This window comes from Paenibacillus sp. KN14-4R, from assembly GCF_052180255.1.
GTDB lineage: Bacteria > Bacillota > Bacilli > Paenibacillales > NBRC-103111 > Paenibacillus_AM.
This window is the reverse complement of sequence record NZ_CP197466.1, coordinates 4310302-4323610: the sequence shown is the minus strand read 5'-3', so window position 1 is coordinate 4323610 and position 13309 is coordinate 4310302. Positions and strand designations below refer to the sequence as shown.

Genomic DNA, 13309 nt, shown 5'->3' with positions numbered 1-13309 from the left:
CATAAGGAGAACTGATGTTTCTTCTCTTTGTGGGTATTTTAATTTGGGAAGGCAGGTTGGGTTCGATCATGAGCAAGAAAACTTTAATTTGGTTTACGGCAATGACATTCGGTTTGACGTCCGCTGCATCGATTGGCGGCGGTGTGATTGAGGCAAAGACTTCGGCTGATTTCAGCGATTTAAAGGATTTGGACGCGGCTGCGAAGGCAAAGTTCGATGCATTGATTCAGGCGGGTATCTTTGACGGGGTCTCCAATAATAATTTCGGTCTGAAAGAAGAGATGAATCGAGCGCAATTCGCGAAGGTTGCGGCACTTATTACTGGTCTAGATGTCAATAAAGATCTCAAGACATCGTCTTTCAGTGACGTAAAATCAGATGATTCTGCAAACGGCTATGCGCTGCCTTATATCGAGGCGATTAAGAAAGCGGGAATAACGGCTGGCATGGGCAACGGAGAATTCAACCCTGCGGGCCAAGTGACTAAGGAGCAATTGGCTACATTTCTGGTTAAAATGTTAGGTAAGGGAGGGGGAGCTGCATCGACTCCGTCTGTTAGTGACAGTACCGTCTCCAATTGGGCGAGTGGTTACGTCGCGTTGGCACTTCAGCTAAAGTTGCTAAATAACTCTCCGGACGGTACATTCGGTGGACAGGCACCGGCGAGTCGCAATCTGCTTGCTACTGGAGGTTTCGAAACTGCCAAAGCGTTAGAAACAACTAAACCTCTTGCGGTGTCCGGAGCGGATTTCGTGGCGGGGAACAAACTTGAGTTGACAATGACAATAGGAATCGATCCAAACTCTATTGATCTATCGAAGATTATGGTTAACGGTGTCCCGCTTAATCCGAAGCTAGATAGCTATGTGTTGTCCGAGGACAAAAAGACGATCATTATTAAGCTGCATGAAGGCTTTAAACTGGATACCTCCAAGACACCGGTTATCGTAGTAAACGGCTTGAAGACATTATTCGGTAACGATGTGAAAAATGAGGAGAGTAAACCAATACCGGTTAAGGTAACGAAGCCTCCAGTGACACCGCAAGTGGTCACGTATACGCCATCCGCACCTACACCTACACCTACACCAACCCCAGTGCCTGATGTGACTCTGACAATCGATGTCGTGAACGGAACAATTACGCAAACGACGGCGTCTTATCCGGTAATAGGATCGGTCACCGGGACTGTGTATTACGCTGTGCTATCCACAGATTCCGCAGTTCCTAGCTTGAACGAGATCAAATTAGGGACGAATGCTATCGTGAACGGTTCGGTTGAATTGGACGGAGCGAAGGCGAACTTGAAATTGAACGGATTAGCTGCGGATACTTCCTACGTGTTGTATGCATATGAGCTTGCTAATGATAAGACATCTAAGATCTCTTCAGTACGTTTCAAGACGTTAGCTGAGCAGCAGATCGTGCCTAAGATTACTTTTAATGCTTCGGGCACTAGCAGAAGTATGGGAATCAATAGTGATACGATTAATGCAAGTGTGAACTCAGAAGCATTTGACACTCTATATTACGTTCTTACTGAGATTAGCTCTTCTGATTCCCCAAGCGCTGCTCAGGTCAAATCTGGTCAAGATACAACGGGAGGACCAGCGCTTCAGCATGGAACGGTCGATAAGGCCTTAAACGGACCCCATATCAGCATCTCTGAAAACTTGCTTTCCAATAAGACCTATCGGCTCTACGTAGTCGGATCTAAGGGAACGTTGGATAGTGAGGTCGCGGGGTTCACCTTCTATCGAATGGATTCGATTATCCACACGTTTACGAGCGTAGGCACGCCTGTCGTGAACGCCAATTCGATTACAGTCTCACCGGATTACAGCGGACGCGAGTATCAATTCTACTACTTAACAACGGATCAGTTTACAGGTGTGAACCCACCTTCTGCTGATTATATTATTAATCAGGGCGGGCTTGGGACGTATGATTCCGTAAACGGTACAGTAAGTATTCAAGGTACGTTTACCACCAATATCGGACTCTATGCGGTCATTGTGGTTTATGATCAAACGTTGAGCGACCAAATCCGCTCGAATGTAGTAACTTATATTCCTAATCCTTGAGTAGACGCGACTTGAGTGGAGTATTGGTGAGCGTGTGATAAAAGGAAATTGCAGAACCCCTGAGACCTTGTGAAGTGCACCCCCTAGGATTTCATCGGATAAACCAGGGGCTTTATCCAATGTCTATTCTAAGTTACACTTTGCTTATATTTCTCGCAGAAATGGATGCCGCCTCTAAAGGACGGCAAGAGCAAGAAAACAAAGGGACTTGAGGGTAAAAAGCAATACGTCCTCAAGTCCTTTGCTTATAATTTCGGTTCTGACAGCTGATCGCTAGAACTACTCTGTACGCTTCAATTTGAAGCGAAGCACCAATGACTGCAGTTCTTCGGCGATGCCGGCAAGATGCGCGGCGGAGGCGGCAATTTCCTCCATCGAAGCGTTCTGTTCTTCACTGGCAGCAGCGACGAGGTCGACTTTTTGTGCTGCGGCCAGGGTCATGGCGCTCGATTCATCGAAGGCCGCAATCATCGCTTCGTTCGACTGCATCAACTGTTCGCTGACGACGGCTACTTGACCGAGCTGCGTATCGATGCGACCAATTGCCTCATACATCTCCGTGAACCGCTGCTCTACCGATTGCGTTAGATCGCTTCCGATTGCGGCAGATTCAACACCTTCCTCCATGCTTCCAACCATGTGGTGGGCACGCTCCTGTATCTCCCCGATTAAGGTGGCAATCTTCTCAGCGGCAGATCCTGTCTGATCAGCGAGCTTGCGTACCTCTTGGGCGACGACGGCGAACCCGCGACCATCCTGACCGGCTCGTGCAGCTTCAATGGAGGCATTCAGCGCTAGCAAATTCGTCTGCGCTGCAATTCCCTGTATGAAGTTGGTTACCCCGCTAATTTCCTCAGCAACCCGGTTTAGCTTCTCTGTCTCGTTTTTAGAACGTTTGGAATGTTCGACAATTGTATCCATCTGTTGTCTTGCAGCACCAAGAGTCTCCTCGCCTTTATTCGCCAGGATATTGACTAACTGCGACAGTTTGGTGCTTTCATGTATAATGCGAATCGTTTCGTCGAGTTCCTGCTGGGCAATCTCCGCTGTCCGTTTAACGGCGTTCATGCTGAGATTCATATCGGACGATACGGACGATATTTCTTGCATGGAGGAGGCAATTTGTTCAAGCGTTACGACGTTCTGCTCCGAATTAGCGGACAATTGCTGCGAAGAAGCAGATACTTGCTCGGAATGATCGGTAATTTGCAGCAGCACATCGGATAACGATTGCGACATCGTATTGAAGTTAGCTTGCAGTTGCCCAATCTCATCTATTCTTCCGCTCTCGATCAACGGGACGGTTAAATCTCCATGAGCGATGGAGTCGGTTAGTTGCTTCAATTGCAGGACAGGTCGCACCGTCCGTTTCATAAATATCCAAATAAACAAGGAAATGAGAGCAAGCAGTAGTAGGATGAACAGTAAAGATATTCGCAACAGCGGTCCGGTCTTTTGTTTAATTTCGCTCCTATCAATGACGGATACAATGTTTAAGCCGAGCGCATTTTCATGGTTAAAATGGTAATATTCCTCACGATCTTTATCTGCAAGCTCGAATGAGCCTCCAGCTTGATTGCGCATTACATCGAACCTCTTGTCTTGAAGCGGCTCGCCTTCCTGGAATCGTGGATGCGATAATATTACGTTGTTACGGTCGAATAAGCTGACATATCCGTGTTCTCCGATTTTGTATGTGCTCACCATCTCTTTTAAGTGATTGATGGAAACATCAATTCCTGCTACGCCCGAACCGTCGGAGAGTGTCTTGGCAAAGGTAATGACATAGCTTCCAGTTACGGCGTCAATATATGGAGGCGTCATAATGACCTGCCCTTTATTCTGAATAGCTTGCTTGTACCATTCGCGAGTAGTTGGATCAAAATCCGGGTTTTCCTTTTCTTCAGAGTCGTAGTATCGATTGTCATGGAACATGAACGCAGCCAACACATTATGGATATCTGCCTCAATATGATGGATGCGGTCTTCGATATGCGCTCCCGGTTTTTCCCCTGGAGAGACATGGAGATCGGCAAAGCTGTCAATTGTGACGGTATAATCACGGTACGAATCATTGAATACATTAGTAATCATCGTTGTAACCCCTTCGACTTGAGACAACAATTCGCGCTCCAGTTGGTTACGTGCAAGTTGTGTCAAGGAAAGGCTAAGAACAACGGTGGGAACAGCGATAAGCACGACAAGGAAAAGCAGCATTTGCTTGGATAAGGATGCTTTATAGCTGGCAAACATTTTTTGGATCATCAGTGATGACTCCTCTCTAAGATGTATGTTAACTAGTTGTAAGGGAGACAATACAACGCTCAATATTTATCGGTTATTTGAAATTAAATTAAAACTGCTATAAAAATTTTTATCAAAAAATGGAGATTACGGAAAAATTATTAATAACCTTTGTCAGATTCATTTTTTTATTACCGATTTAAACAACTAAAGTCTTCCAAGTAAGTATAACTGTATAATAGACATATTTAGAAGAAGATGAGTGGGAGAGGGATACTTCTTGGCAAATCATGCACCAAAATTCCAAATGAAAAAGAGCCATATTATATTATTACTAGGGTTGTTATTGGTCATATTATCCGGTTCGCGCATTTTGTGGATCGAATTGTTTCATAACCAAAAACAGGTGTCGATTAAAAATGGGCAGCTCGATTTGCGCGATTGGAAAGCAGAAGATGGCAGCATTCTCTTACTTGATGGCGAATGGGAGTTTTATCCCTCGCAATGGTTGATAGATGGTAGTCGGCAACAATTGTTAGGCAATAATGCGCCAAGGCATATTCAGGTACCGGGAGGATGGAGTGAAGTTTTGCATGCTGACAAGCCATCTCCATACGGGTATGGCTCTTATCGTTTGCTTCTTTATGTAGACCCGGCGAAGCATCGTAATTATAGTATTCGTGTACCCAGCGTACGCACTGCATCAGAATTATATGTAAACGGTCGATTACTTACTAAATCCGGACAGGTGGCGACAACAAAGGATGAATATATTTCGAAGGACCTACCTTATTCTACAACCTTTACAGCAGATGACAACGGTGTAATCGAACTCGTCATTCAGGCGGCAAATTATGTGGATAGTCGAAGCGGGGGCATTGTCCGATCCATTAAATTTGGTTCAGAAGAAGCCATTGCCAAAGAGATGAAAGCTTCCATTTTTATGCAGTTTTTGGCAGCGATTATATTTATTATGCATGCTGTCTATGCACTTATTTTGTATTTACTAGGAAATAAGGAAAAGAAGCTGCTTTATTTTAGTTTGCTTGCATTATGTGTAACGATCACGAGTGTCTTTAGTACGGATGAGAAGTTGTTCCATCAGTTATTTTACATTGGAATTAATTGGGATTTTAGGCTGACTAATATTGCTTTCGTTATTGCAGCCTATGCTTTGCTCCAGTGTACGAATCATCGCGAGCTTCCATATTGGCGTAGGATGTACCCTGTCTATAAAATAATGAATCTAGGGACTGCCGGCATCACGTTGTTTTTAAATCCAACTCAGGTGATCATGCTCTTCCCTATTTATTATGTATTAGGTGGTACTGCTGCAGTTATAACGCTGATTACGATGTTTAAAAAAGTAATTAAAGATTTAAAGAGCAATCTTTTACTGCTTTTCTCTTTTCTTGCGTTGATGAACTATGCTCTTTGGTCGTTAATCTTGCAGGATAGCGGTTTGAGTCTTGTCTACTATCCGTTCGATATGATTATTGCGATGGGCTGTTTAGCCACTGAATGGTTTAAGGGTTACTTTATCATGCATGCGAACACCAAAGAGCTTGCTGCAACCTTGCAAAGAATGAATGACCATAAGGATCAATTTCTGGCAAACACTTCGCATGAATTTAAAAATCCGCTTCACAGCATGCTTAACATGTCACAATCCGTTTTAAAAAGGGAACAGCATTTATTGCAGGAACGGAGCATCAAGGAGCTTGAAACGGTCTTATCTGTAGGACGTCGGTTGACATGGATATTAAATGACTTGATTGACGTGATGAGTTTACGGGAAGGCAATCCACGTTTACAAAAAAAAGTAATATTTATCCAGCCGATTGTGACCGGAGTAATGGATATGTTGCAATTTAACGCAGAAGTAAAGTCTGTCCAAATTGCAAATCAGATTTCGGAAGATTTTCCCCCAGTAATTGCGGATGAGAATCGAGTGATCCAAATCGTGTTCAATTTACTTCATAATGCTGTGAAATATACAAATGAAGGGACAATCTCGATTCAAGCTTTTGCCAAAGACGGAAGAGCTTATATTGTGATTGCTGATTCGGGGATCGGAATGGATGAGCACATGCTTAAGCGCTTATTCCGTCCGTATGAGCAAGGCAGTACGAGTGTGACGATGATTGAAGGCGGATTTGGGTTAGGTTTAAGCATAAGCAAGCAGCTAGTTGAGCTTCATGGAGGTACGTTAGATGTATCCTCAGTTATAGACGAAGGCTCGAAATTTACATTTTCGTTGAAGCTGGCGGATGAGGAAGCGGAGGAAGAAAGTGAAGGTTCGAACCGATTGGAGCCGTTCGTATTACAATCTATGGCGATGCAAGAAATAGCCTCCACAGTCGATTTGGACCAAATGGAAATTCCGCTAGCAGCGGAAGGGGCAACATCAACAACTCCATTTCAAATGAATCGAAATCGTCCGCTTGTATTAATTGTTGATGATGATCCAGTCAATCTTCAAGTGCTTGAAGCCATACTGCCACCAGACGAATACGAGTTAACGATGGCAACGAGCGGTAAAGAAGCGTTGGCATTACTGGATACTAAGGACTGGGATCTGGTCATCTCCGACGTTATGATGCCACAGATGTCTGGTTATGAGTTGACACGGATGATTCGTGAGCGATTTACACTGACCGAGCTCCCTGTTCTACTCCTTACGGCAAGAAGCCAACCGAAAGATATTCAAAGCGGCTTTCTTGCTGGAGCCAACGATTATGTGACGAAGCCGGTGGAAGCTGTAGAAATCAAATCGCGGATCGAGGCACTAACAACGATTAAACAAGTCGTTCGTGAACAATTGCAATTAGAAGCTGCATGGCTCCAAGCGCAAATCCAGCCTCATTTTTTATTTAATGCATTAAATTCTGTAATAGCTTTAAGTGACATTAATTTGGATAAGATGGGGAATTTGCTCCATGAGCTCAGCAATTTTCTGAGGAATAAATTTAAGTTCCAAAATCCGGATGGATTTGTCCCCATTGAAGAGGAGCTAAGTCTAGTGCGCTCTTATCTATACATTGAAAAGGTTCGGTTTGAAGAAAGGCTACAGGTGATTTGGGAGATAGATGGCTGCGAGGACATAAAAGTCCCATTTCTTACGATCCAGCCTCTCGTTGAAAATGCGATAAGACATGGCATAATGAAGCGCAATCGTGGCGGAATGATTCTTATTCGAATTTCTGTCCATGAAACGCATGCAGAGATAACAGTTGAAGACGATGGGATTGGAATGGACAAAGTTCAATTACAAAGAATACTAGAAAGAAAAGCGGATAGCAGGTCAGGTGTCGGGTTGATCAATACGGATCAGCGATTAAAACGGCACTTTGGAACAGGACTTCATATCGAAAGTACGTTAGGTACAGGGACTAAGGTCACTTTCCATGTACGTAAACAGGTTGAATAACAGGACAAATCATTAAAAGGAAGTGTGAACAATATACCAATCCAATGGCGCGCACGAACCACTTTTCGGCGTGGCCATAGGAGCGATGAAGCCCATCTTCAGGAAAATAAAACGTAATCAACCAACGTACGAAATACGCGATGAACAATTTCATGTACACTGTGGGAGTATCTTATCTGCCGCTTCATGAAAAGGCGGCAGATAAAGGGCAGCTCGGCTTCAAACGAAAATATGTAAGGTGTTAGTCCATAAAAATTCATACATCCAAAGCGTGAACGGTTATCATGAATCATTTTTGGTATAATAATTAATAGAATAACTTGAAGAATGGCTTGGTTTTAGTGAAATATAAATTTCTAATGTTAGGAAAAAAAGAGAAAACGAGGGATGGAAAATGTCGTATATCGTTGATTTTAAAAATGTGTCTACGGTTGGTTTAGAGTCTTCACCTGTAGTAGAGGCGCTTGCTGGTTTACGTGCGAATGAAGCCCGTTACTTTATGAACAAATACGAGCATGAATTTACGGTTGTACCAGCTAGCGAAAGTCAGGAGAACCTTGATTATGTGAACCGAATTTTGAAAGTAGAACGTGATATTGAGTTTGCGGCTAAACCTTTAGAAACGTCGCGTTTTCAAGTGGAAAATATCCAATTTACCTACGTCTTTTATGAGGATGGTCTTGCGGTCAATGTCATGTATACGGTTGATGACCCTAAGAAGCGGGCTGTTGGTTTTAAGCTGTCTGAGGGGATGGAGATACCAAAGGAGCTAGAAGCGAAGTTTAAGTTTGCTAGGCAGAAGTCTAAACTAGCTGGAACAATTCGGGGCTCGTTTTTTGTAATTAAAGGACAATATTAAGGTAAGTAAGCCTCTATTCCGAGTGGCGGAATAGAGGCTTTTTCTTTTTGTTTGCTCCGCAAAGCTAAGCTTCGATATTTCCATATTTTTTCGCAAATTGATATACCGAATCGGCAAATGTTTTTTTCTGTACTTCGAGATAAGTAACAAGGGCTTCTCTGTCTTGAAGCGATACGTCCCAATCCCCAGGAATTTCCCGAATCACTTCTTCAATAAGGGCTTCCGGTAAAGCAAGGATTTGTTCAATATAGGAAGAGAGTATCGATGAATCTTCGAGCATGCCCACAGTCCAAATATGAACGATAGAATCCTTTTTCGTTTTACCGCGCTTTTGCAATGTTGCTTTGTTCCATTTGTATCCTCCCGGAAAACATTTTCCGTGATCGATCATATGAATATCATATTTGCCTTCCGGCAGCCACTCCAGAAGAATGTTGCTTTTTGTACGGTCAGTGTTATGCACCCAATGGTCGAATACCAAAATTCCGGCCAATACCTGGTTATTTTTAATTTCCGTTTTAGTCGGATGAGGGGGTTCCTTCGAGAGGCCTCTGCAATTGTCTAAGAATAGGCTGGCAAATTGTGTGCCCGGAGTGTATTTGGAAGAAAACTTTTTTGGTATATATTGAATCTGCTGTGCTGTCATATTCACCATTTTAAATGGAACTACAGGCAAAGAAAGGTGTTGCCCTAATCTGGCGACCACGAATTCGTTTACCAGTTCCCTTGTTCCGTGGAAATTGTTTTTACATTTTACCGCATAATGGTTTCCATCATTAAATGACAACAAATGTGCGGCATCTCCAGACAGCGTTTCCAAATATTTTACCGGTTCTAAAATTGTCATCGCTCTACGCCCCTTTTTAATAGCATCTAACATTACAATATTCAAAAATAATAGAAGAGTATCGGACAAAAGGGATAACTAGAACACAAAATACCAAGATTATTCAAACATTTCGAACAAGTTCTTTGAATATGGACAAATATGGATTGCTCATTTAGACTATACACTTAGATAAATTTTTCACAAAGGGGTAAAAATGGAATGCAGTGGATAAGGGATATAAAAGTAAGCAAAAAAATACTGCTGCTCATGATAATGGCAGTTGTATTTTTAACCATGGTAGGGTCCGTGGGGGTTACATACATCAAAAGCATGGCGAAAAATTCAACTGAAATGTATGAAGATCGGATGAATTCAGTAAGATGGCTTACTCAAATGCAAATGAATAATCGTGTCGTTGAAGTAAATACATTAGGCTTAATACTAACGAATGACTCGAGAGAGAATGAAGAAGCGAAGAAAACAATGAACGACAGAAAGGAAGCCACCGCACAATTAATAAAAAGCTATGAAGAAACCAAAATGGATGAGCAGGAGAAAGGGATATTTGGTCAGTATAAAGAGTTGCGCAGTACATACTGGGAAAATGTAAAGAAAGTAATTGATCTGGCGATGGTCAATAAAAATGATCAAGCTTATCAAAATTATGTACAACATGTCAGAGAGATTCGTACCCAGTTGAATGGTGCGCTGGAGAAACTGGTGGATTACAATCAGGAAATAGCGGAAAAACTCTATAAGACAAATACCGCTTATGCAAAGAGCGCGATTACTTGGACCGTTATCATTACAGTGGTTGCGATTGTATTATGTGCGCTTTTCGCTTTAGCCATTGGCCGCACCATTACACGTCCGCTTCACATGATGAAAGAATTGATGGCAAAAGCGGAGCAAGGCGATTTAACCGTACAGGGAGAGTATCAAGCGAAAGATGAAATAGGGATGTTAACCCAATTATTTAACAATATGATGCGCAGTGTTCGTAGCGTCGTCCAGCAGGTAAACACAAATGCAATGGAATTATCAGCAAGTGCTGAGGAGCTATTGGCAACGGGTGAACAGGTAAAACACGCGGCAAGTCAGATTTCAACATCAATTCAAGAAGTGGCAGGAAGTGCAGAGTATCAGTTGTCTGGTGCAGATCAAGTAAATCAAGCCACTGCAGAAATTTCCAAAGGAATGGAGCAAGCCGCATCTTCTATGCAGGATGTAGCCGATCTGACAGTAACGGCAAATCATAAGGCGACGACAGGGAACCAGGTTGTTACAGAGTCAGTAGCCCAGATTGAGCTTGTACAGCAAAAAGTGAATACGACAGCGGCAGTTGTCGATACGCTTGGTCAGAAGTCGAAAGAAATAGGGCGGATTACTACGCTGATTACAGAGATCTCCAATCAAACGAACTTACTTGCCTTAAATGCAGCGATTGAAGCAGCAAGAGCGGGCGAGCATGGAAAAGGGTTTGCGGTTGTAGCAGATGAAGTGCGAAAGCTGGCTGAGCAGTCAAGACAGGCATCTGAGGAAATCGGGCAGTTGATTATTGAAATTCAGGCAGAAGCAGGGCATGCTGTGCGTTCGATGGGAGAAGGAACGTCTGCTGTACATAAAGGGATTGAGATGGTTCAACAGGCTGGTGAAGCGTTTCATGATATTACGAAGATGGTGGAACATGTATCGGTACAATCACAGGAAGTGTCTGCGATTGTAGAAGAAGTAACCGCGAGCTCGCAGCATGTGGTGGAAATGATTAGAGGGCTTGCAGATACTTCACAGCAATCTATGACTCATACGCAAAATGTGTCTGCAGCAGCGCAGGAACAGTATGCATCGATGGAAGAAATCGCTTCTGCTATTGAACTCGTAAGCAGAATGGCGGAAGAATTGCAGCAGTCTATAACTAAGTTCAAAGCATAAAAGTACGGGAAACAGTCAAAAACCTCTTGGTTAATCCAAGAGGTTTTTAATTTGTCCAAAAGTATGTCCTCATTATATCTGAGGGTAGATTTTAGGGCTTCGCTTATGGTCACCTAATCGTTATGCTTTTAACTTAAATTTACCAATGAGCATATGCAACTCTTCTGACATTAAAGAAAGCGAGGATGCAGATGCACTGATTTCTTCCACAGAAGCTAATTGTTCTTGCATAATTGCAGATATGTTCTGTATTTCGGATGATGAGGTTTTCGCTATATCTGAAATTACGTCTATAGAAGTCACCACCTGTTCCGTACTAGCAGCCATTTGCTGAGAAGCCGCCGAAACTTCCTGAATCTGTTGGGAAACTTCGCCCGCTGAGCTTTGAATTTGTTCAAATGATTTTCCTGCCACGTTTACTATGCTAATTCCAGTCGTCACTTCTTGTGTACTTACTTCCATGGACTTAGTTGTTTGAATGATTTCTTCTTGGATGGCAGCGACCAAATGCACGATATGCTCGGTAGATTGAGCGGATTGTTCCGCCAGTTTACGCACTTCGCTCGCTACAACAGCAAATCCGCGTCCTTGCTCTCCCGCTCTTGCAGCCTCAATCGCTGCATTTAAAGCGAGCAAATTGATTTGTCCCGCGATGCCTTTGATTACCCCAATGATTTGTTCTATCTCTTGCGAACGTGTTCCCAATCCTTTCACTACTTTCGCAAGTCCGTTGACTGTACCGTTAATCAAGCTCATCTGATGGACAGCTGTTTGAATTGCATGATCGCCTTCTACAGTTAGTTGGAGCGCATCGGTTGTAGCCGTTGATACATGTTCGGAATTGATTGCAATTTGTTGCGCCCCAATAGACATCTGTTTTACTGCTAGGGCGCTTTCATCCACACTCCGCGCCTGTTTCTCGGAACCGGCGGCTACTTCTATTACAGCGGAAGCAACATGTTCGAAAGCCTTGCCGATTTGTTCGGAGTTAGCAGACAATTCCTCGGAGGTAGCGGAAACCAATTCCGCTTTAAAGCCGACTTGGCGAATCACATTACGCAGATTTTCCGCCATTTGATTAAAAGCAGCAACCAAATCGCCAATTTCGTCCCGATTTTTCACTTGAATCTCGTCTGTAGTCAAATCGCCTTCCGCTATGCGTTTGGCCTCCTTCGCAAGGGCGATTAGAGGTCTGGAAATGATTCTGCCAAAAACATATGCGATAGTCATCCCTAAAATGATTGCGATAATGCTTACAATTAGAATGATCTGTTTTCCTGTCTTATTAGCTTGTACGGTTTCGTTCATCGATTGGTCTGATCGGATCGAATTAAAATCGATATCTTTTTTCAAAGCATCTAGCATTTGTTGATAGTTGTTAGTCATCTTTAGAGCAAGAGTGCTTGCTTTTACGTTATCGTTGGCTTTTCCAAGTTTCCAGAGTTCGGGGAGATCTGCAAAATAATCATTTTTAAATTTCAGGTAGTTATCATAGATAGCTTGTTCTTCCGGTCCTGATATCATATTGCCCGCTGTATAACTATCTTCGTCTTTCTTGAGGTTGCTTACTGCCTGGTTGATTTGCTCTTTAATCTTTTCCATGTTCTCGCCGTTTGTTTCCAATACCATCCGCATTGACAGACGATCAATATCTACCAAATTAGCTTGCATGTCGGCAATGACCTTAACTGATGGCATCCAGTTTGTTTGAACGTCTTCAGCTTTGTTTCCCATCGTTTTCATGTTGACAAGACTTATGATGCCAATTATGCACATCAAGATAAGAACTAACAAAAATCCGCTGTACATTTTTTTACTGATTGTAAATTTCATAAAACGGCGTTCACTCCTATTTTCAATGTTATTTTAGTTTTACTCCATAATCAGTGCTTGACAGAGTTGGAGACAAGTTTCTCGTTTATTTGTCGAGA

The 13309-nt window shown here is 42.9% G+C and carries 7 protein-coding genes and 1 pseudogene; 5 read left to right on the top strand and 3 right to left on the bottom strand.

The window, feature by feature from the left end; translation table 11 throughout:
- Positions 1 to 68: 68 nt before the first annotated feature.
- Entirely contained in the window at positions 69 to 2084 is a 2016-nt protein-coding gene (locus ACSBOP_RS21185; protein ID WP_442602458.1) for an S-layer homology domain-containing protein, read from the top strand.
- Between the two features lie 279 nt (positions 2085 to 2363).
- Here ACSBOP_RS21185 and ACSBOP_RS21180 read toward each other — a convergent pair whose 3' ends face one another.
- Positions 2364 to 4349: a methyl-accepting chemotaxis protein gene (locus ACSBOP_RS21180; RefSeq protein ID WP_442602457.1), complete on the bottom strand. Its 1986-nt coding sequence runs from the start codon at positions 4347 to 4349 to the stop codon at positions 2364 to 2366.
- 259 nt (positions 4350 to 4608) lie between these two features.
- Here ACSBOP_RS21180 and ACSBOP_RS21175 point away from each other — a divergent pair, with 259 nt between their 5' ends.
- From ACSBOP_RS21175 to ACSBOP_RS21165, 3 genes and pseudogenes are all read left to right on the top strand, one after another.
- Entirely contained in the window at positions 4609 to 7758 is a 3150-nt protein-coding gene (locus tag ACSBOP_RS21175) for an ATP-binding protein (RefSeq protein ID WP_442602456.1), read from the top strand.
- 31 nt (positions 7759 to 7789) lie between these two features.
- A pseudogene (locus ACSBOP_RS21170) lies at positions 7790 to 7891 on the top strand (DNA alkylation repair protein); the annotation flags it as partial.
- 261 nt (positions 7892 to 8152) lie between these two features.
- On the top strand, positions 8153 to 8617 hold the full coding sequence (locus ACSBOP_RS21165) for a phage tail protein (RefSeq protein WP_442602455.1): 465 nt from the start codon (positions 8153 to 8155) through the stop codon (positions 8615 to 8617).
- A gap of 64 nt (positions 8618 to 8681) precedes the next feature.
- On the opposite strand, the gene ACSBOP_RS21160 is transcribed toward ACSBOP_RS21165, so the two are convergent.
- Entirely contained in the window at positions 8682 to 9464 is a 783-nt protein-coding gene (locus ACSBOP_RS21160; RefSeq protein WP_442602454.1) for a HipA family kinase, read from the bottom strand.
- Positions 9465 to 9665: 201 nt separating this feature from the next.
- Here ACSBOP_RS21160 and ACSBOP_RS21155 point away from each other — a divergent pair, with 201 nt between their 5' ends.
- Positions 9666 to 11378 (top strand): methyl-accepting chemotaxis protein, encoded by a 1713-nt coding sequence (locus ACSBOP_RS21155; RefSeq protein WP_442602453.1) that lies wholly within the window; start codon positions 9666 to 9668, stop codon positions 11376 to 11378.
- Between the two features lie 120 nt (positions 11379 to 11498).
- Here the strand turns inward: ACSBOP_RS21155 and ACSBOP_RS21150 are convergent, their stop codons facing one another.
- Complete coding sequence (locus ACSBOP_RS21150) at positions 11499 to 13211, bottom strand: methyl-accepting chemotaxis protein (RefSeq protein WP_442602452.1); 1713 nt, start codon at positions 13209 to 13211, stop codon at positions 11499 to 11501.
- Positions 13212 to 13309: the final 98 nt, after the last annotated feature.